This is a genomic window from Labrenzia sp. R5_0 (genome assembly GCF_017743835.1).
Taxonomy (GTDB): Bacteria; Pseudomonadota; Alphaproteobacteria; order Rhizobiales; family Stappiaceae; genus Roseibium; species Roseibium algicola.
The window spans coordinates 165,871-186,756 of sequence record NZ_JAGHRK010000007.1 but is presented as its reverse complement, the minus strand read 5'-3'; the positions used below and the strand labels follow the sequence as shown (position 1 = coordinate 186,756).

General features: G+C 57.0%; 19 protein-coding genes. 8 read left to right on the top strand and 11 right to left on the bottom strand.

Annotation, left to right across the window (positions count from 1 at the left end; all coding sequences use genetic code 11):
- Positions 1 to 15 precede the first annotated feature (15 nt).
- The 4 genes from trpD to glp are packed head-to-tail and all read left to right on the top strand — an operon-like array spanning position 16 to position 3,569.
- Positions 16 to 1,029 carry an anthranilate phosphoribosyltransferase gene (gene trpD / locus J7447_RS27495; RefSeq protein ID WP_209171514.1) on the top strand — a complete coding sequence of 338 codons (1,014 nt, stop codon included), beginning with the start codon at positions 16 to 18 and terminating at the stop codon, positions 1,027 to 1,029.
- Between the two features lie 3 nt (positions 1,030 to 1,032).
- Positions 1,033 to 1,845 (top strand): indole-3-glycerol phosphate synthase TrpC, encoded by an 813-nt coding sequence (gene trpC / locus J7447_RS27490; RefSeq protein ID WP_209171513.1) that lies wholly within the window; start codon positions 1,033 to 1,035, stop codon positions 1,843 to 1,845.
- A 6-nt stretch (positions 1,846 to 1,851) separates the two neighbouring features.
- The gene (moaC, locus tag J7447_RS27485; RefSeq protein WP_055654413.1) at positions 1,852 to 2,364 is read left to right on the top strand and encodes a cyclic pyranopterin monophosphate synthase MoaC; all 513 of its coding nucleotides are present in this window, start codon (positions 1,852 to 1,854) and stop codon (positions 2,362 to 2,364) included.
- Positions 2,364 to 3,569 carry a gephyrin-like molybdotransferase Glp gene (gene glp, locus J7447_RS27480; RefSeq protein WP_209171512.1) on the top strand — a complete coding sequence of 402 codons (1,206 nt, stop codon included), beginning with the start codon at positions 2,364 to 2,366 and terminating at the stop codon, positions 3,567 to 3,569. The genes moaC and glp overlap by 1 nt, the downstream gene beginning before the upstream one ends.
- A gap of 133 nt (positions 3,570 to 3,702) precedes the next feature.
- Here the strand turns inward: glp and J7447_RS27475 are convergent, their stop codons facing one another.
- The 11 genes from J7447_RS27475 to J7447_RS27425 form a co-directional block, all read right to left on the bottom strand.
- Positions 3,703 to 4,500, bottom strand: a complete 798-nt coding sequence (locus J7447_RS27475; protein WP_022998542.1) for a xanthine dehydrogenase family protein subunit M — start codon at positions 4,498 to 4,500, stop codon at positions 3,703 to 3,705.
- 71 nt (positions 4,501 to 4,571) lie between these two features.
- Entirely contained in the window at positions 4,572 to 6,932 is a 2,361-nt protein-coding gene (locus J7447_RS27470) for a xanthine dehydrogenase family protein molybdopterin-binding subunit (RefSeq protein ID WP_022998541.1), read from the bottom strand.
- Positions 6,933 to 7,148: 216 nt separating this feature from the next.
- Positions 7,149 to 7,640, bottom strand: coding sequence for a (2Fe-2S)-binding protein (locus J7447_RS27465; RefSeq protein WP_209171511.1), 492 nt, complete (start codon positions 7,638 to 7,640; stop codon positions 7,149 to 7,151).
- A gap of 231 nt (positions 7,641 to 7,871) precedes the next feature.
- Positions 7,872 to 8,582: a carbon monoxide dehydrogenase subunit G gene (locus tag J7447_RS27460; protein WP_022998539.1), complete on the bottom strand. Its 711-nt coding sequence runs from the start codon at positions 8,580 to 8,582 to the stop codon at positions 7,872 to 7,874.
- Positions 8,583 to 8,862: 280 nt separating this feature from the next.
- Positions 8,863 to 11,100 (bottom strand): EAL domain-containing protein, encoded by a 2,238-nt coding sequence (locus J7447_RS27455; protein ID WP_208993799.1) that lies wholly within the window; start codon positions 11,098 to 11,100, stop codon positions 8,863 to 8,865.
- A 7-nt stretch (positions 11,101 to 11,107) separates the two neighbouring features.
- On the bottom strand, positions 11,108 to 12,709 hold the full coding sequence (locus tag J7447_RS27450) for a HAMP domain-containing sensor histidine kinase (protein ID WP_208984173.1): 1,602 nt from the start codon (positions 12,707 to 12,709) through the stop codon (positions 11,108 to 11,110).
- A gap of 442 nt (positions 12,710 to 13,151) precedes the next feature.
- Positions 13,152 to 13,928, bottom strand: coding sequence for a winged helix-turn-helix domain-containing protein (locus tag J7447_RS27445; RefSeq protein WP_306354511.1), 777 nt, complete (start codon positions 13,926 to 13,928; stop codon positions 13,152 to 13,154).
- Between the two features lie 328 nt (positions 13,929 to 14,256).
- Entirely contained in the window at positions 14,257 to 15,603 is a 1,347-nt protein-coding gene (locus J7447_RS27440; protein WP_022998535.1) for a FliI/YscN family ATPase, read from the bottom strand.
- Positions 15,572 to 16,363 carry a hypothetical protein gene (locus J7447_RS27435; RefSeq protein ID WP_209171510.1) on the bottom strand — a complete coding sequence of 264 codons (792 nt, stop codon included), beginning with the start codon at positions 16,361 to 16,363 and terminating at the stop codon, positions 15,572 to 15,574. Before J7447_RS27435 ends, J7447_RS27440 begins: the two co-directional genes overlap by 32 nt.
- Positions 16,360 to 17,091 carry a flagellar basal-body rod protein FlgF gene (gene flgF, locus J7447_RS27430; RefSeq protein ID WP_209171509.1) on the bottom strand — a complete coding sequence of 244 codons (732 nt, stop codon included), beginning with the start codon at positions 17,089 to 17,091 and terminating at the stop codon, positions 16,360 to 16,362. The genes J7447_RS27435 and flgF overlap by 4 nt, the downstream gene beginning before the upstream one ends.
- A 3-nt stretch (positions 17,092 to 17,094) precedes the next feature.
- A complete protein-coding gene (locus J7447_RS27425) occupies positions 17,095 to 17,883 on the bottom strand; it encodes a DUF1217 domain-containing protein (RefSeq protein ID WP_022998532.1) in 789 nt (262 codons plus the stop codon).
- Positions 17,884 to 18,068: 185 nt separating this feature from the next.
- Between J7447_RS27425 and motA the strand changes: the two genes are divergently transcribed.
- From motA to fliN, 4 genes are read left to right on the top strand one after another with little or no spacing between them, the layout of a single operon-like run.
- Positions 18,069 to 18,965 (top strand): flagellar motor stator protein MotA, encoded by an 897-nt coding sequence (gene motA, locus J7447_RS27420; protein WP_022998531.1) that lies wholly within the window; start codon positions 18,069 to 18,071, stop codon positions 18,963 to 18,965.
- 3 nt (positions 18,966 to 18,968) lie between these two features.
- Complete coding sequence (locus J7447_RS27415) at positions 18,969 to 19,928, top strand: FliM/FliN family flagellar motor switch protein (RefSeq protein WP_022998530.1); 960 nt, start codon at positions 18,969 to 18,971, stop codon at positions 19,926 to 19,928.
- Positions 19,909 to 20,478, top strand: a complete 570-nt coding sequence (locus J7447_RS27410) for a hypothetical protein (RefSeq protein ID WP_075283157.1) — start codon at positions 19,909 to 19,911, stop codon at positions 20,476 to 20,478. Before J7447_RS27415 ends, J7447_RS27410 begins: the two co-directional genes overlap by 20 nt.
- Positions 20,478 to 20,870, top strand: a complete 393-nt coding sequence (gene fliN, locus J7447_RS27405; protein ID WP_022998528.1) for a flagellar motor switch protein FliN — start codon at positions 20,478 to 20,480, stop codon at positions 20,868 to 20,870. Before J7447_RS27410 ends, fliN begins: the two co-directional genes overlap by 1 nt.
- Positions 20,871 to 20,886 lie beyond the last annotated feature (16 nt).

Sequence of the window (20,886 nt, the reverse complement as noted above, 5' to 3'; positions counted from 1 at the left end):
AAGTGGAATGACGACATGAGCACATTCAAGGACTTCATCGCCAAGGTGTCAGACGGTCACGCCTTGAGCCCTGAAGAAGCCCGCGAAGCCTTTGAGGTGATCCTGTCGGGATCTGCAACACCATCGCAGCTTGGCGGGTTTCTGATGGCCTTGCGTGTGCGCGGCGAAAGCATTGCCGAAGTCACGGGTGCAGTCGCGACCATGCGGTCCAAGATGATCCCCGTGAGGGCCCCGGCCAACGCGATGGATATAGTGGGAACGGGTGGCGACAATTCCGGCAGCTACAATATTTCCACGTGCACGGCCCTGGTCGTCGCCGGCAGCGGCGTACCGGTCGCCAAACACGGCAACAGGTCATTGTCTTCCAAGTCGGGCGCTGCAGAAGCGCTCGCCGAACTTGGCGTCAACATCGATATCGATGCCAGGAAGATATCCGATTGCATCAACAGGGCGGGTATCGGTTTCATGTTCGCTCCGCTGCACCATGCTGCCATGAAGCACGTGGGTCCAACACGCATGGAACTCGGCACGCGCACAATCTTCAATCTGCTTGGCCCATTGACCAATCCCGCAGGAGTGAAGCGCCAGATGGTTGGTGTATTTGCCCGCAAATGGGTGGAGCCCCTTGCGGAAGCTCTTCGCGAGCTAGGGTCCGAAAAGGCCTGGGTCGTTCACGGGTCCGACGGAATGGACGAAATAACCACAACCGGTCCAACCGCTATTGCCGAACTCAAGAACGGGACAATCCATTCGTTTGAAATTTCACCCGAAGATGTCGGCCTTGCCGTTTCCGATCCGAAAGATCTCAAGGGCGGACTTCCCTCGGAAAACGCGAAAGCCCTGCGCGACGTCCTCGCCGGAGCAAAGAACGCCTATCGCGATGTGGTGCTGTTCAATGCGGCTGCCTCTCTGCTGGTTGCAGACAAGGTGGAAACCTTGAAGGATGGTGTCGAGTTGGCGGCGCAATCCATTGACAGCGGATCCGCAGCCGACACCTTGGAAAAGCTTGTCGCAGCATCGAACGGGTAAGACATGGCAGACATTCTTCAAAAAATCGAAGCCTACAAGCGCGAGGAAATCATCGCTGCAAAGGCATCCGTTTCGATCGACGAACTCAAGGCACGCATCAAAGACGTGAGTGCCCCACGCGGGTTTCTCAAGGCGATCGAAGCCAAACACAATAACGGTGAGTACGCTCTCATTGCGGAAATCAAGAAGGCCAGCCCTTCGAAAGGGCTCATTCGGGAAGATTTCAATCCACCTCTCCTGGCTAAGGCTTACGAAGTAGGTGGCGCAGCCTGTCTTTCGGTCCTGACCGATACGCCCTCTTTTCAGGGAAAGCCTGAATTTCTGGCTGCTGCACGTGACGCTGTTGCCCTTCCGGCGCTGCGCAAGGATTTCCTCTACGATCCTTACCAGGTATATGAAGCCAGAGCCTGGGGGGGCGATTGCATCCTGATCATTCTGGCCGCTGTTGATGACGACACCGCCAAAGCATTGGAAGACACCGCGTTCGAACTCGGAATGGATGTCTTGCTTGAGGTACATGACGCTGATGAGCTGGAGCGTGCGCTCAAGCTGTCGTCTTGTCTGCTCGGTATCAACAACCGCAATCTCAAGACATTCGAGACCAAGCTGGAAACAAGCGAAGAGCTTGCACCGCGCATTCCGGACGACAGAATCATCGTCGGCGAAAGCGGCCTGTTCACCCCAGCCGACCTATCCCGAATGAACAAGGTTGGTATTTCAACGTTCTTGATCGGCGAAAGCCTGATGCGTCAGGAAGACGTCGCCTCGGCTACCAGAACGCTCCTGGCCCGTCCGGCCCTCTCCGAAGCGGTTTAGGCGGACATGGCCAACAAGGACGCCATACTGACCCATCTGGATGCGGCAGGGTCTGCCAACATGGTGGACGTATCCGAGAAGTCCGTAACGCATCGGATTGCCGTGGCGCGCGGGACCGTCACCATGCGGACTGAAACCCTGGATCTCATCCGGTCCGGTAACGCCAAGAAAGGCGATGTTATCGGCACGGCACGCATAGCCGGCATCCTGGCCGCCAAGAAAACCCACGAACTGATACCGCTCTGCCATCCACTGATGTTGTCCAAGGTGTCCATCGACATCGATACCGATGATGATCTTCCCGGCCTCATAGTGACAGCGACAACCAAGGTCAGCGGCCAGACAGGTGTCGAGATGGAAGCCTTGACCGCATGCTCGCTGGCCTGCCTGACCATCTACGACATGGCGAAAGCAGTAGACCGGGGCATGGTCATCGGAGATATCCGTCTGGTCGAAAAATCCGGTGGCAAATCCGGCCATTGGACACTCGACAAGGACGGCAGCCTGGGTGGCACCTGATGAGCCTGATGCCTGTCGACGAAGCGCTGACGAAGCTCCTTTCCGGCGTAAAACCTCTTGAAACGGAATATGTTCCGCTCGAGAGCGCCAACGGCAGATATCTGTCCGCCCCCCTTGTTTCCACCCGAACCCAACCGCCTTTCGCAGCGTCTGCGATGGACGGCTACGCCATTCGTCATGAAGATATTTCCGCTTCCCGAACATCCTTGACCGTTGTCGGCGAAGCACCGGCCGGCCATGGTTTTGCCGGAACGGTGGGCACTGGTGAAACGGTGAGGATCTTTACCGGTGCGCCTGTGCCGGCCGGTGCGGACACGATCCTGATCCAGGAAAACGCTGAGCGTGAAGGCGAGCGCATAACCGTTCTGGAGAACCCGGCCAAGGGCGCATTCGTCCGTCCGGCCGGCCTGGACTTTTCCGAAGGTGATGTGCTTCTGCAACCGCCGCTCAAACTTGCCTACCGGCATCTCGCCCTTGCCGCTGCAATGAACCACGCGGTTCTGCCGGTGCACCGCAGACCGAAGGTTGCGATACTCGCAACCGGGGATGAACTCGTTCGCCCAGGAACGGAACCGGGACCTGATCAGATAATCGCCTCGAACCACGCAGGTATCGCCGCACTCGTGGAAGATTGCGGCGGTCAGCCACTCGATCTTGGAATATCACCCGACGAACCGGTGGCACTTGCGAACCACGTTAGGCGTGCGATTACCGAGAAGGCCGACATTCTCGTCACGCTTGGGGGGGCCTCGGTCGGCGACCACGATCTTGTTCAAAGTGTCCTTGGACAGGAAGGCATGGACCTGGCGTTCTGGCGGATTGCAATGCGTCCGGGCAAGCCGCTGATGGCAGGCCGTCTTGGCGGCACCAAGGTTCTTGGTCTGCCCGGAAACCCCGTCTCGAGCCTTATATGCGGCTTGCTGTTTCTGAAGCCACTCATGCAGGCAATGCTCGGTCAGATGCCGGAACAGTCCGGACCTCAACGAGCCATACTCGCTTCTCCCTTGCCCGAGAACGACCGCAGGCAGGACTACGTCAGGGCAACGCTTTCCAATTCGGAACACGGCGATCTGATCGTAACGCCGTTTTCCCGGCAAGACAGTTCCATGTTGAACCTGCTCGCCAAATCCGGCGCACTTGTGGTCCGTCCACCTCATGCACCGGCGCTGGAAGCCGGAGCAGAAGTGCCCATACTGGTACTCTGACGTGACGCGGCAGCCAGCAGTGCGACTGTCTGCGCTCGTGCCCCAATCGAGAAGCTGACTACTCCTCCCTCAGGAAAACAAAACCCGGCCGAGTGTCGGCCGGGTTCTTATTCTTAAATCAGCACGAGATCGGTTACGCCTTCTGGACGGCGCGCTTTGCCATAACGGTAACCAGGTTCGCACGATAAGCAGCAGACCCGTGAATGTCTGACAGAAGATCGTCTGCGTCGGGTGCTATGCCGGCGACGGCGTCGGCTGAGAAATTACTTGCAAGCGCCGTTTCCATGGCGGACATGCGGAAGACGCCACCCTGCCCTGCTCCGGTTACCGCAACCTTTACGGAGCCATCATTGCCTTTGGCAACGAAGACACCGGCCATGGCATAACGCGATGCCGGGTTCGGGTATTTGGCATAGGCACTGGCCGCAGCACCCGGAAACTTGACCGCGACGACGATTTCATCTTCATCAAGCGCGGTTTCAAACATGCCGGTGAAGAACTCTTCCGCTGCCAGTTCCCGCTTGCTGGTGACAACGGTTGCACCGAGCGCAACCAGCGCAGCAGGATAGTCGGCTGCAGGATCATTGTTGGCAATCGAGCCGCCAATGGTGCCCATATGACGAACCGCCGGGTCACCAATGCCACCGGCGAGTGACGCCAGTCCAGGAAGCTTCTGCTTCACCAGATCCGAAGTCGAGACTTCGAAATGGCTCGTTGCTGCGCCGATGGTCACACCATCACCGTTTGCGCTGATCCCCTTCATGTCCGCAATCTTGGTGACATCCACCAGATCGCTGGGGGCTGCAAGCCGCTGTTTCATGGTTGGCAGCAAAGTCTGGCCACCACCAAGGAATTTGCCGTCATCGGCATTGGCCATTAGTGAAGCAGCTTCCGCTACCGATCCGGCCTTGTGATACGTCGTTTCATACATGCTGGGTCTCCCCGGATTTCGAACTGTGCAATGGCGGGCGGGTTGCCCCGCCCGAAAATCCCGTTGTGGCGTTATTCGGCCGCCTGCTTCACACCTGCATGGTAAAGCGCCCAGACCTTTTCAGGAGAGGCTGGCATCGACAGGCTGTTGTCCCCGATCGCATCCGTGATCGCATTGATAACTGCCGGCGGAGATCCGATAGCCCCGGCTTCGCCGCAACCTTTCATGCCAAGCGGGTTGCCTGGGCAGGCCGTGACATGCGTCGACAGATTGTAGGACGGCACATCATCGGCACGCGGCATGCAGTAATCCATGTAGGACGCCGTCAGCAGCTGGCCGTTTTCGTCGTAGGACGCATTTTCCAGAAGTGCCTGGCCAATGCCCTGCGTAATACCGCCATGCACCTGACCTTCCACGATCATCGGGTTGATGATGTTGCCGAAGTCGTCAGCCGCGACGAAGTTGACCACTTCCGTCTTGCCCGTATCCGGATCCACCTCGACTTCGCAGACATAGGTACCTGCCGGGAAGGTGAAGTTGGTCGGATCGTAGAAGGCACCTTCCTTCAGGCCCGGCTCCATGCCTTCTGGCAGGTTGTGCGCCGTGTAGGCAGCGAGAGCCACCTCGGTGAAGGTCAGCTTCTTGTCGGTACCGGCTACTTTCAATTCGCCGCCTTCGATCTGGATGTCTCCTTCGGAGGCTTCCATCAGGTGAGCAGCAATCTTCTTCGCCTTGGCTTCGACCTTGTCGAGCGCCTTGACGATTGCCGACATGCCGACCGCACCGGAGCGCGAGCCGTAGGTTCCCATACCGAACTGAACCTTGTCGGTATCGCCATGAACAATGGACACCGCATTGGTATCCAGGCCAAAACGTTCGCTGATCAGCTGGGCAAAGGTTGTCTCGTGTCCCTGACCATGGCTATGCGACCCCGTCAGAACCTCGATCGATCCGACAGGGTTTACACGCACTTCGGCAGATTCCCAAAGACCGACACCAGCACCAAGTGAACCGACCGCGGCGGACGGTGCAATACCGCACGCCTCGATGTAGCAGGACAGACCAATACCACGCAGCTTGCCGCGGGAAGCTGCTTCCGCCTTGCGGGCGGCAAAGCCGTCGTAGTCCGCGGCCTTCAGGGCTGCATCCAGCGTCGCATCATAATCACCTGCGTCGTAGCACATGATCACCGGTGTCTGATGCGGGAACGTGCGGATGAAGTTCTTGCGGCGGAACTCTGCCGGCGACAGGCCCACTTCACGGGCTGCCGTTTCCATGATCCGCTCCAGAAGATAGGTCGCCTCCGGCCGGCCTGCGCCCCGATAGGCGTCCACCGGTGTGGTGTTGGTGTAGACCGTCTTCACGTTGGCGTGGATAGCCGGAATGTCGTACTGACCTGAAAGAAGCGTAGCGTAGAGATACGTCGGCACGGAAGACGAGAACAACGACATGTAGGCGCCGAGATTGGCGATCGTCTTGACCCTGAGGCCCAGGATCTTGTTGTCCGCGTCAAGCGCGAGTTCCGCTTCAGAGCGATGGTCGCGGCCATGTGCATCCGTCAGGAAGGCTTCGGTCCGGTCAGACACCCACTTGACCGGACGACCGACACGTTTGGACGCCCACAGGCAGACCATTTCTTCCGGGTAGATGTAGATCTTGGAACCAAAGCCACCGCCGACATCAGGCGCAATCACACGCAGCTTGTTTTCAGGAGCAACGTTGTAGAAGGCCGACAACACCAGGCGAGCCACATGTGGATTCTGCGAAGTGGTGTAAAGCGTATAGTGCTCCTCGGCGGCATCGTAACCTGCAAGAGCTGCGCGCGGCTCCATCGCGTTCGGAACGAGGCGGTTGTTGTGGATCTCCATGCGCGTGACATGAGCAGCCTTTTCGAAGGCCGCGTTTGTGGCTCCTTCGTCGCCAATTTCCCAATCGTAGATCAGGTTGCCTTCGGCTTCCGGGTGAATCTGCGGGGCACCTGCTTCGAGTGCCGCAAGCGGATCGATAACGGCAGGCAATTCCTCATAATCAACCACAACCGCGTCAGCGGCATCACGTGCCTGAGCCTGCGTATCGGCCACAACCACGGCAACGGCCTGCCCGACATGGCGGACAATTTCCGGTTCCAGTGCGCGCCAACCGCCCATCTTCATCGGCGAACCATCCTTGGAATGGATCATCCAGCCACAAATCAGGTTGCCGATACCATCGCCCACCAGTTGGTCGCCGGTAAGAACCGCATCCACACCCGGCATTGCCAGAGCAGCGCTCGCATCGATCCCCTTGACCTTTGCATGCGCGTGCGGCGAGCGAACGAAAGCAGCATACCCCATGCCCGGCATGGTCATATCGTCGGTGTATTTGCCCTTGCCGGTAATGAAGCGCTTGTCTTCCTTGCGCAAGGCACGGGCGCCAATCCCTTCAACTGCCATTTCTTCTCTCCCGAATATCTGCCGGCTCCGCCAGTACCGGACATCCTCCACTCGCCGGACAATCCGGCTGCTGCCATCAAGGCAACTGTCTCTCAAGACCTGGCGGTCAATACGAAGATGCCTGTTCCTCCCGGCATCTCATTCGATTGATCGGTCTTGCTGTCCTGCTGCGCGAACGTGTTCGCGCATCAATTTTGGGAGTTCAGGCCAACGCCGTTATTCGGCGGCCTGAGCCATACCGGCCATTTGATCGGAGGCGGCTTTGATCGCCTTGACGATATTGTGGTAGCCGGTGCAGCGGCAGATATTGCCTTCCAGCTCGTGGCGAATGGTTGCCTCGTCGAGATTTCCAGCACCATGACGATTGATCATGTCCACGGCGGTCATGATCATGCCGGGGGTACAGAAGCCGCACTGAAGCCCGTGATGTTCCCGGAAAGCTGCCTGTACGGGGTGCAGGTTGTCGGCTGTGCCGATCCCCTCAAGTGTTACAACTTCTGCGCCGTCGGCCTGGGCTGCGAGCATGGTGCAAGACTTTACGGCCTTGCCGTCGACATGCACAACGCAGGCACCGCATTGCGAGGTGTCGCAGCCAACGTGCGTACCAGTCAATCCGCGCACGTCCCGGATAAACGATACGAGCAGCGTCCGGTCTTCGACATCAGCCGAAACCGTCTTGCCGTTCAATACCATCGATACTTTCGACATGAATTCCTCTCCCTCATGAAATTCCCTGTACCGGAGCGATCAAACCGGCCACCTGCATGAAATGACAGGCAAGACCTCTGATGTCCGATCCAGACCAGCGTACGAATAAACAATCGAATTCGATTGCGTGTCACTGACCCAATTTCCCGGCTTGTCACCGTGTTTTGTGCTGGGGCCCTGGCGCGTCCTAAATTGTCAGAGCCCGATCATTTCAAGATTTGTCCTACCCGGTCAACTTGCAAGTGCAAGCACGACAATCACGGCGGCGAGCAACACGAGACCCCAGACCATGGGGCCGCCGAACACGTTGCGTCCCGCAGCGGCTTCAATATTTTGTTCCGCCTGGTGGATCTTTTCCTCGACTGCATGCTCCGCATCCTCAATTGCGTGCATGACTTCGCCAGGGGAATCTTCAATCGCGATCCGCTTGGCTTCCTCGGCCACACCGGGATCCAGATCGTCATCGGCACCAGCTGCGGTCGCAGTTTCGTCCTGCCCTGCCGGTGAACCAACCATCTCGGAGAACTTCGTGAAAAAGTCTTCCGCCATTTTCTTGGCGGTAGAATCGATCAGCCGGCTGCCGAGCTGGGCAAGTTTGCCCCCGACCTGCGCCTTGGCTTCGTAGGAAAGTATGGTTTCGTCACCTTCCTCCGTAAGCTTCACATCCGCAGACCCCTTGGCAAACCCGGCGACGCCGCCCTTGCCTTCTCCCGAGATCGTGTAGCTTTCCGGAGGATTGATGTTCTCAAGGGTCACTTCCCCTTTGAATTTGGCTTTTACAGGCCCGATTTTCGATGTGACCGCGGCGGTCATTTCGGTGTCCGAGGTCTTCTCGAGGCTTTCGCAGCCCGGGATGCAGGCCCGCAAGACATCCGGATCGTTCAAGGCTTGCCATACGGTTTCCCGTTTGGCCGGAATCCGGTGGGAGCCGCTCATGTCCATATGTTTTCTCCCCAAGTTGCGCTTTTGCGCATATTTACAAAGGTTCAGTCGACATTCAACGCGATTGACGCGTCCGCCGCAAACACGTTTTCCCGCATGAGAGCGTGTTTCGTACAAATTTTCAATCGCTTATGTGAACAGAATTGCAGAACGCAATCCTTGACAGGCTGTCCGATGTCTTCAATTCAACGTATGACCTAGCTGTCGCAGTATGCGCCAAAAAGGCACTTCTGTCCTGACAGTTCCGGCCAGAATTTGATAAACGGACGGATAAACTGTTTTATCCGAAGGCAACGCCCGGTTCGACAGCCTTCTGGATGAAACCGGACAGGTCATTGGTCGCCAGAGGCTTGGCGTAGAAATATCCTTGCAGGTAGTCGCAGTGCAGCTCCTGCATGATATTTCTCTGGGCAACAGTCTCGACACCTTCTGCTGTAACGTTCAGATCCAGCGCCTGCGCAACGGCGATGATGGATTTCACGACAGCAAGCGCATCCGCATCCTGATCCATGTTCATGATAAAGCTTCGGTCGATCTTGATACCGTCAACCGGCAGCTTGCGCAGATAACTGAACGAGGAATACCCGGTGCCGAAATCGTCGATAACGACGCGCGCCCCCTTGTCACGCAGCCACGTCAGGAAGGCCAGGGTCACCTGATCGTTGCTGAGAAACAGCCCTTCGGTCACCTCGAAGACCAGGCGATCCAGCGGCAATTCCGCGGCTGTCACAGCATCTTCGATGTCCTTGTAGATCCGGTTTGCCTGAACCTGCCTGGGAGACAGGTTCACATTCAACCGAACGTCATCGGAAATTCCGGTCAAGCTGCTGAACTCGGTAAAGGACGTCTTGAACATCCATGCGCCGATTTCGGTAATAAGACCACTGGCTTCGGCAGCTTCGATCATCCGAGCGGTATTCAGGAACGTTCCGCTCGGGGTACGGAACCGCATCAGGGCCTCGAAGGACGCAAGGCTCTCGTCCCGGGCGTGCATGATCGGCTGATAATTCAGCGAAAACTTCGTCTGGTTGGAACTACCGGTAAGCAGTGAAGCAAGCCGCAGGCGCTCAAAGGCTGCCTCCTGCATCAGCGGATGAAAAACCGCGTGGTTGGTCACCCCTTTCTGACGCACATCGTTAAGGGCGATGGAGGCAAAACGCACGAGTTCTTCTGCGCCCTGCGTCTCGGTGCCGGTGGATGCAAACCCCAGCCGCAGTCGAAGGGTAATCTGGTTGTCTTCGAGCGTTATCGGTTGCTGGAAAGCATCTTCGATCCGCGCAACCACATCCTGAATCGTATTCTCTTCACCGCCCTTCAGAAGGATCAGAAATTCGTCCTTTTCCTTCCTGGCAATGGTGAGCGCATCGGGGAAAGTCTGCGACAGGCGGTGGCCGGTCCGTTTCAAGACCGCGCCGGCCTTTTCGTCGCCGATCCCGTCGACAATGACACGGAACCTTTGGATGTCGGAATGAACGACCAGCAGCTTGGCACCGTTGGCGGCGTGGCGCTGAAAGGTTTCGATGAAACCGGAGAATGTCGACAACCCGGTCACGCGATCGACATAAGCAAGGTTGCGAATATGCTCCAAAAGGCCGGTCTTCTCGTAGCCAAGCGCGACGTTGGAAACAAACAACTGCACGACTTCCGACCCGACGAGCTCCTCCAGCAGCTCCTCGGAAATACCGAGATAAAGCGCGCCTGTCATGCCATTACGAGTGACAAGCGGAAGAGCAAGCCCTTTGGGCGACGCGCATGTTGCCTGTGTCTCTACACATCTTGCCACGGCATTGCGGATCGCATCGTCACTGATGACGTCCACCGGCAGGTCAATCTTGTCCTCGAAATTTCCCGTTGCCGCGAGCACACGGACGTTGGACTTGTCGAAGGACCCGTAGTCGGGAAGCGTCTCAAGACCACACAACAGGCTGTCGACAGGTTGCCCGACAAGAACCGTGAAATGCTTCAGGACTGCTGCAGCAAATTCACTCAGGGCGTTCTTTTCGACAATAGCTGCAAAATGCTCGTTTAACTGTTTGAGCTTCTTGCGGTTGGTCTCAAGCGACATGACAAGCTTGTAACCGCGCAGACCTGTAACGATGGCTGTAATCAGCTTGGTTCGCGACAATTCGGCTTTTTCGGTGTAGCCGTCGATGTCGAATTTCATGATCACGTCGGTCTGCGGTGCATACCCGGGTTGACCTGTACGCAGGATCAACCTCGTGAAATGATTGCCGAGTTCGGAACGGATCCAGCTCACAAGCCCGAGACCTGCCGTATCGCTTTCCATGACGACATCGACAAGCGCCACCGCGATATCGGGGTGTTTCAACAGGATCTGCCGGGCTTCCTGAGCCGACAGAGCATGCAAAAGTTCAAACGGACGATTTTCGAAGATGCATCCACCAACGGCGATCTTGGTGACTTCATGTACGTCGGGATCGTCATCGACAATCAGGATTTTCCAGGGCGCCTTCGTGATCTTCTTCACTTCCGGCTCGGAGGGGGCAAGAAAGTCCATCACCATCTCAATGCACCTTCTGTCCGAGAGGCTTCCTGGTATCCTGAGCGGCCATGGCGGGGAATTCGATAATGAATTCGGTTCCCGACCCGACGCTGGAAGACACCGAGATGGTTCCGTTCAGGGCTTCGGTGACCAGCTGGTAACAAATCGCCATCCCTAAACCGGATCCTCCTTTGCCGAACTTCGTCGTGAAGAACGGCTCGAATACTTTTTTCAGATTCTTCTCCGGAATGCCTACACCGAAATCCTGGCATTTGAATATTATCTTGCGTTCGTTCGAATTGTTTCGGTTCTTGTCCTTCGGGTGAACCACCTGGGAAGACAGCTTGATCAGACCTTCGCTGCGCCCCTCGTATCCGTGCTTGATGGCGTTTTCGACAAAATTCGAAACGAGCTGACTGACCGCGCCAGGATAGCTGTCGATGATTTCGTCCGCATGGAGATCAAGCTCGACCTTGAAAGGCGTTTTCTTGAGCGTCGGCTGCAGTGTTGCAAGAGTTTCACGAATGATGTGGTCGAAATTGAAGGACCGCTTCTTCTCGCTCTGCCTGTCGACAGCCACCTGACGAAAGTTCCCGACGAGCTCGCGGGCCCGGCCGAGTGTCTTCTCGATGATATGCGCGGTATCGGAAATACGTTCGACTTCGTTTTCCAGGGCTTCCTTGCTCAGTTTCTGCTCTTCAAGTTCGGTGCGCAAGTAACCGGTTGAATCCTTGATGGTCGTGGCCGCCATCAACGCGTTTCCAAGAGGCGTGTTCAGCTCGTGCGAAACCCCGGCAACCAGCGCGCCAAGCGCGGCCAGATTATCTGCCTGGATAAGCTCTTCCTGCACCAACTTAAGCTGCTCCGTCCGGTGGGCGACCAAGTCCTCGAGATTAGTCTGGTATTCTTGAATTTTCTGCAAATCCAGATGCCGGCGCTGAACCATGGACTGGAGACTGGCGGCGAGAATACCGATTTCGTCCGCACGGCCAGGCATCAGTTCGGCCTTGGGTGGATCTTCGATCAGGCGCGGCGTGGAAAGGTATTCCACGATTGCCGAAAGCGGCTGACCGATCAGACGGCGAAAGACTGTTCTGATCACGATGGCGAGCAACAGCAGATAGACGATGATCGCGGTGACGATGAACCCGACCGTCGAAACGATTTCATAGGAAATCGTGTTGCGGTCGATGAGAATGAACACCTGCCCGATTGCATCCTTGTGCAAGATGGTGCTGGGCGAATTGAGTGTATAACTGAGAGCTTCGGCAGCGCGCGGCCCGGTAACAGGTTCACCGAAATTGCCTGTGTCCGGTGTTTCAACCCAGACTTTCTCGACAACTTCGAGACTTTCCAACCCGCGGATGAGCTGCAGGGTCGCGTCCGCATTGACTGTCCAGATGGCGCGTTCAAACGGGCGTTTGGTTGCCTGAAAGAAGGCCTCGGTCACGCGAATGGCGCGTGCGTGAGAGGCGTCCCACGTGATCTTCGTGAGAATGCCGATGAATATGACGCCAAGAACAGCGAAAAGACCGAGCGTATAGAGAATGAATGTCCGGGACAGGCTGGAACGGCCCATCTCCTTGGGAGTATATGGCAACGACGTACTGCCGTTCAGTGTCAAGACGCCCACCTCAAATCACGGTGTCCGTTCCAGCTCATAAAACTCCGGCAGAACGCCGATTTAAATGGCTTCCGGTCAAGGACGAAAACCGAACCGCCTTTGCGGACCGTCTCTTCAATACTTGATTCACAGACACATCTATATTGCCCCTCGCCCCATCAATGCGCCGCGCAGCGGAGATCATGTGATTAGAGCGTCAGTGTGTCGTATATTCTGGGTAGGTTTTCTAAATTTTCCATAAAAATCAATTGTAAATTGAAAGAGCCTTCTTTCCACAGCAAAACAGATAGTCTTGCATCTACAAAAAACCTGAATTCGACGAATTAGAGCGGCATCGCATCATGCAATTGTCCCCGGCAAAACTTTCATACCAGTCCGCTCGATCGTTGCCATTGCAAATTATTGTTCCTTGCAAGGTCTTCATATTCTGAGCTTATTCCGATCAGGCATTGACCACTGACAAAAACGGCTTGTTGGTGGTGGTGCGGCTGTCAACCGGAACCTCTACAGCGTGTGCGGTTGCTGGCGAGGCCTGAACCTGACGCCGGGTGTCTGCAACCTTCTGCTTGGTGGCCGTGGCGTCTTTCAGCATGTAGCCGATGTAGCGCGTCGACTCGATTGCATCGTAGCCAAGCTTTTTCCGCAATTTCTTGCGCAGCTTGGAGATGTGGCTTTCCACGACACATTCATCCACGCCGTCGTTCATGACGCCGTAAACAGCATTGAAGATCTGTGTCTTGGTGACACGCCGTCCCTTGTTCTTGACGAGATATTCAAGAATGCGGCGTTCCCGGCGCGGCAGTTCCATGACGTCCCCACCGACGACTGGATCGCGACCGTCGAAGAAGACTTCGATGGCACCGGTGCCTGCTGAATTGTTCCGGGAAGTGATCCGGCGGCGGAAAGCTCCGACGCGGGCAATGATTTCCCGAACATGAACCGGCTTCTTCAGAACATCGTCCATACCTGCGGAAAACAGGTCGAGCGTGCTCTCAAGGTTGGCGGTATCTTCCAGAGCCACGATCTGGGCTTCCGGACACCGGCTGCGGATCGATGCAACGTAGCCGCATCTTTCTTCACACTCTCCCAGAAGGATGGCGTCAACCGAGCCCAGATCCTGGGCACAGGTGATTTCCAGCCAGTCAAGAAGTTCCGATGGATGAAGTTCCAGGGAGGCATAGCCTTCCCGGTCGAATGCCGAGGCATAGCCTGCGGTCACTATCTCTCTTGAGTCTACGATTATGAACATATCAGCCCCTTGGATTTTACCAATGTAGAATCCGTAATTTTGGAGCTTCACAAGGTCAACGTTTCTTCCCTAACTCGACAACTATTTCAGAATTTATAGTGGGGGAAGTTCTTATATCCACATAGAAAACTAAATAAAAAATCACGGACATTACCAATAAACTGAGAGAAAAATTTATTAAAATGCCGGGGACCGCGTTTTTCCGCAATCCTTAATAAGATGTAACACTGATATATACAAAAATCGCCGCCAGACAAGGCGGCAATTTCGTATTTATACTAGAGATGTGGAAAATGGTTTACGTATCGGCAGCTAAAGCCTGGGCCAGGTCTGCAAAGGGATCGGACGGTGCCACCTGGTCTGCGCGCTGTCTCAGCGCTTCGTAAATCTTGGGCACAAGTCTGCAGGCCTTTTCCAGTTTTTCGTCGCCCGCAGTCTGGAAACCGCCCATCAGGCGGAGATCCTTTGTATCTTCATAGTAGGATATCAGCCCCTTGATCCGATGGATCAGTTCCTGCTGATCCTGTGTCCAGGCCCGGTCGGCAAGCCGCGAGGTGGATTTCAATACGCTGACTGGCGGATAGTGGCCGGCCTCGGCAATCTGACGATCCAGTACGATGTGCCCATCCAGAAGACCACGAATGGCATCGGAAACCGGATCGTTGTGGTCGTCACCGTCAACAAGAACGGAAAAGATCCCTGTGATTGAGCCCTCGCCGCTGCTTCCGGGTCCGGCGCGTTCGATGAGGCGGGCAAGATCAGCAAAGACGCTTGGCGGAAACCCGCGGGCGACAGGAGGTTCTCCAGCCGCCAGAGCCACGTCCCGTGCAGCATGGGCAAATCGGGTGGCGGAATCCAGAATGAGCAGCACCTTGTGACCTTGCGCACGAAAGTACTCGGCAACGCTCATGGCCGTCTTGGGCGCAAGCCGGCGCTGCATCGCGCTTTCATCGCCAGTCGAGGCGACAACAACGGAATGCGCCAAGGTCTCACCCAGGATGTCATCAATGAACTCGCGCACTTCGCGGCCGCGTTCGCCGACGAGACCGACCACTACCGTGTCAAAGTCCCCAAAGCCGGCCAGCATGCCCAGAAGTGTGGATTTGCCAACGCCGGACCCCGCAAAAACGCCAACACGCTGACCGACGCACAGTGGTGTGAACAGATCGATCACCCGCACACCGGTTCGAACGCCTTCGGAAATCTTGCTTCGGTTCATTGCTGGTGGCGGTGCGCGGTCAAGAAGAAACGCTTCCACACCATGGGCAAGCGGCCCTGCCCCATCAATCGGTTCACCAAGCGCATTCACGATCCGGCCGCGCCAGCTCATGTCCGGATGTATGGCAAGTCCGCCCATGACCGAAGCAACGCTGCCGATGCCAATGTCGGTCACGCGCTCCAATGGCTTGATTACCACGTCCTTCTGGTCGAGCCGGATGATCTCGCCCTGCCGGATGCCCGCGCGCCCCTCGAACTGCACCAGATCGCCCAGGCAAACCACGCGGGAAAGACCGGAGACGCGAATGGATTCGGAAGAAACCTGGGTCACACGTCCGCTGAGTTTGACGGGCCCGATCTCAGTTTCCAGGGCCGACAAAGACGCGGAGATTTGATCAAGTGCGTTCAGATACGGAGCGTTCGGCATGGCGTTCCTGAAGAGCTTTCAAGACATCGAGAGGCAGATGGTTGGATTTGTGCGAAGCGAGACGGTCAAGCCCCCGCTGGTCGGGCATTACCGGCCCCGATGGCGTGGCACTATCCGGCATGTCGAGATAAGAAACGGATGAGGCATTACCCGAAGAAGACTTGTCGGGTGATGTCATTGTTTCCCCATCCGGCCCGGGAGCCGCACCAGTGCTGTTGATGAGATCGACAAGAGCAGTTGGCGGAGCGCCCTTGCGACCAGCCGATGCCACGGTTTCACCAAGTACGGCTGTGCCAGCAGCCTTATCGGCTTCGGTTGCGGTTGGCTCAACACCAGGCTTGCGCACTGGCACAGGAACATCGCTTGTGGGCGCCGGTTCGCCAGCAGGAGCCGCTTCCGCAACTTCGACGGGCTGTGCCGTGACATTTTCTTGACTGCTGTTCAGGCGATCGCCGACTTCGTTATAGGCGAGCATGGCACCCAGCCCGACCGGCCCGCCGAGTGCGAAGCCGTAAAGAGCATTGCCGGCCTTGCGGGCGTTGTCGGAAATCTCGTCGTTCGTTACCGATCGATAGAGTTCCGCAATCCCCGGAATATGCTGCAAGGGATTGATCACGTCGATGAAGTCACCGAAACTGAAGGCAGAGTTTTCAGCCTTGGGCGAAACCCCGGGCCGCGCTGCCTTGACGGGCGAACCATCCATGACAGCATTGAGGTCCATCGGCTTGCCCACCGCCTGTGTTGCATCCACCGCCGTCATGAGGTTGCCCCCAGTTCGCGAATGGCCTTCTCCTGGCTTTCATTACTGGTATCGATCATCTTCGTCGCGCTCTCAAAGGCGCGCGAGATCATGATCATCTTGGTCATTTCCCGGACGGGATTGATATTCGAGCCTTCGACATATCCCTGGCGAACGCCGTTTGTCTCATAGGTCTGCACGGGAATAACCGGCTTGTCGGGAATGACCGCCGAGTTTTCAGCACGCGTGAGCTGGGCATCGTCGGGGATCAGGAACAAACCGACCTGGCCGACAATTCCAACGTCGCCCTGGGAAATCTCACCCGACTGCGTGATCAAGGGTGTCCCGGCATCCGGATCGAGTGCAATCGGCTGCCCGCCTGCTCCCAGGATCTGTTGTCCGGTCAAAGTACGCAAGGTTCCGTCATTGCCGATCTGCAAGCGCCCGTCCCGTGTATAGGACAAGTTGCCGTTGACATCGCGGATTGCAAACCAGGCTTCGCCTTCCACTGCGAGATCAAGCGGATTGTCGGTCTTGTTCAGACTGCCGTACTGCCGGGAAATGTATTTCTCGCCACCGGTGGAGAAACTGACCTTGTCCTGAGCTGCCTTGGAGACGAGCTCTGCGAACTTGACCTCGTCTGCCCGGTAACCGGCTGTGTTCATGTTGGCAACGTTTCTGGCAACCGTTTCCAGTCGGTTCGAAAGTGCAACCTGCGCAGACAGCGCAACATAAAGAGCGGATTCCATGGATCAAAAGCCTCCGAGGCGGAAATTCTGGATGCTTGCCAACAGTCCCTCGCCCATCTGGATAACCCCTCGGCCGTTGCCATAAAGAGCAAGTGTTGGCGACATGTTGCCGGACGGGCCGTTGGAAAGGTCATAGAGAGCCGAAAACCGGTTGAGGAATTTCGCCAGGTAGTCCGCATCTCCGAACTTGCTGAAATCCAGGCGTTCTTCCAGATAGGCTGCCTGCTTGTCGATGTCGGTCATCGCAAATTCTTGCGGCAGGCCAAGGGAAGTATAAACGGCCTCGGCAAGCGCGCGGTCGGCCAGAACATCGTACGCGTTGGTGATATCGGGCGCACGGCGTTCGAAATAGAGTGCCAGACGGACACCCTGATTTTGTTCACCCTCGCGCACTTCCAGTGTCTGCCGATGATACTTCTGTACAATCGCGTCCTGCGTCCGGGCAAAAGAAGTCGTCGTTTCGCCATACCGCTTGAAATTGAAGGTTTCAGCAAAATTCTTGTACTTGGTGTCGGCCAGCTGATTGGCGAAAGCGCCACGTTCGTCCGTGCCTTCTTCCAGCACTTTCCGAATGAACGCCTTCGCGTAGATCATGTCCTCCAGACCCATGGCAGTCATTGCGTAGTTGAAGATGCGATCATCAGCCAGGAATTCGTCGATGGACTTAATATTGCGGATGTTCTCGCGATAATATTCGGTCTGACGTTCGACCATAGGGTCCGCGGCGACCGTCTTCAGCGAGCGTTCCATATTGGTTCTGACCAGCTGAACCTGGCTCAATGTATTGATCATGGTTCTATCCCCATTGCGGGCCCATGGCGGGCAGGCTTTCGGGGAACACTCACTCGCAAACCTTACGCCAGGCTGACGACCGGAGATGATTTTCAGAAGGCTTTCGCGCGTCAGCTTCAGGCAAGTCTCGGCCGCTAGCGTCCTCCCAATCAGAGTTGCAATCCACACCAGTTGGGAGCTGTTAGGTGACTATTCTTATCGGCCTGATCATAGCAGGCGCGTCCCTTATAGGCGGCTTTGCCGCACTCGGAGGCAAGGTCTCCGTCCTCTGGCAGCCGTGGGAGCTCGTCATTATTCTTGGCGTCGCTATCGGTGCTTTTGTCGTTGCCAATCCAATGAAGGTAATCAGGGGAACCCTGGTTGCCGTGTCGGATGCGCTGCGCAACGCAGTTCCCAACAAGCGGGAATATCTCGACGTTCTGGCACTTCTCTACGGCCTGATGCGTGAGCTTCGCGCCAAGGGCCGCAACCAGGTCGAGCCGCACATTGAAGACCCGAATACTTCTCCAATTTTCCAGAAGTATCCGTCGGTTCTGCGCAATGCCAGTCTGACAACCTTCATCTGCGACTATTTCCGACTGATCATCGTCGGAAATGCCCGCGCTCACGAAATCGAAGCGCTGGTCGACGAAGAACTTCACACCATCCATCGCGACCAGATGAAGCCGTACCATGCCATGAGCAGCATCGCTGACGCATTGCCTGCCATCGGCATCATCGCGGCCGTACTCGGTGTCATCAAGGCCATGGGCGCCATCGACCAGTCTCCTCAGCTGCTGGGCAGCCTGATTGGCGCGGCACTCGTGGGCACGTTTGTCGGCATCTTCTTCTCCTACTCGCTGTTCGGCCCGATCGCCTCCAAGATCCGCAACGTCCGCGAGTCCCGCCTTCGTACCTACATCGTCGTCAAGCAGACCCTGCTTGCCTTCATGAACGGCGCCGATCCGCAGATCGCCCTGGAGCATGGCCGCAAGACCATCTCCGACTACGACCGTCCAACCATCGACGAAGTTGAAAACGAGACGATGAGTGCTGGCGGCGCTGGTGCCGATAACGTCCAGGACCTGCAGGGAGCCGCCTAAGCCATGATCGAAGCAGCGACCGCAAGCTCCAATGCTTCCAGCTCCGAACGCGCGATGATCGCCGACAGACTGCTGGATGCCGCCGGAATTTCCGTTGACCGCCTGCCGATGCTTCCGGTGGTGTTCGACCGCATGGCTCGCCTGATGGCCGACGCCATGCGCCAGAAGTCCCCCTCACCGTCCTACATTTCGGTGAGCTACGTTGAAAACAACCGCATCGGCGACGTACTCGACGAGTTCGAATCCAATGCTCTGGTGGCCGTGCTTTATTCTCCGGAATGGGATGCCCGTGTACTCGTCGGCTTCGACCGGGACTTCATCTTTACACTGGTGGATGTCCTCTTCGGTGCTGACGGGACCGAGCCTCCCATCGACGATGAACGCCCCTTCTCGAACATCGAAACGCGAATCGCGCGCACCATGTTCGAGGTAGCCGCCAAGGCACTTGCCGAGAGCTTTGCCCCGATTGCCGAAACAACGCTGAAGATCGAGCGCATCGAAAGCCGCATGGACTTTGCGGTGGTTGGCCGGCGGAACAACCCGGCCGTGGTGGCCCGCCTGCTGCAACAGGCAATCGGGCGCGGCGGCGAAGTTTTCATCGTCATGCCGCACTCGACACTGAACCCGCTGCGGCAGCGCCTTTCCCAGGTTCTGTCCGGCGAGATGTCGAGCCGCGACAAACAGTGGACCCAGCATTTCCACAACGAGATCCAGCGCACCGAAGTCAAGCTGGAAGCCATTCTCGAAGAACGTGAAATGTCGCTCGGCGACCTTGCAAACCTCCGGGTCGGACAGGTCATCGAACTTCAGGCGACAGCCCGCTCTCCGGTCACACTCGCCTGCAACGACCAGCCCGTCTTCACCTGCCAGCTTGGACAGTTGAACGGATCCTACACGTTGCAGATCGAAGAGCTCATCCATGAGGAAGAAAAGGATCTTTTCGATGATCTCCGCAATCGTTGATGGCGTTCTCCTGCTCGCGCTTGTCGCGACCACGGTCCGGATGCTTTCCATGCACCGGGAGCTGCGCCGACTGGGCAGCTACCACGATGACTACCAGCGTATCTTCGATCAGACCGCCCTCGCGCTCGACGGCATCGAAGTCTCGATCCAGGAGATCAACGTCAAGGGTGCACAGATCCTCAATGCGCTCGGTAACCGGATGGACGATGCTCGGGAGCTGATCGCGGAAATCGACGGTCTGACTCGTGAGGCAAAGCGCCAGCAGTCCGTGCTGCGCGCGGAGCTGAAGGAGCTCTCCAAGGCGACCGCCGTCCTGCATGACCCGAAACGTTTTGCGCCCGTTCGCGACGACATCGACATCTTCGCCGACGACACTGCAGGCGAGCAGGCAGCTGGCGCCGCCGGTTCCGCTCAGTCCGGCGGGCGCAAGGAAACGACCATTCATCGCGGCCAGGTCCATCAACAGGCACCCACGCGCGTCCACCGTATCGACAATTCGCTGCAAAGCCCGTTCCGCACGGTCTCCATGAACCAGAAGGATAAGATGTAATGTCCGAAACAATCATCGATCACATCGACGCTGAAAAAGGCCCGAAAACCCGCCCGGCCGATGCCGCGAGTTTCGCCAAGGTGGAATCGCCGGAAAAGAACCAGAATGGCGATACCATCGGTGACGACCGAAATCTCGACACCATCCTCGGCATTCCCGTGAACATCCAGGTGGTTCTCGGATCTGCGACCATGCTGGTTTCCAACCTCCTGAAACTCGGTCGCGGCGCGGTCATTCCGCTCAATCATCGTGTCGGCGAACCGATCGACATCGTGGTCAACGGCCGTGTCATCGCCCGCGGAGAAGTAGTGGTCGTGGAAGACGACAACTCGCGCTTCGGCGTTTCGCTGACGGAGATCATGAGCGCCCAGGCCGGCGGTATGGATATCTGAGGTCGAATTTCTCCGG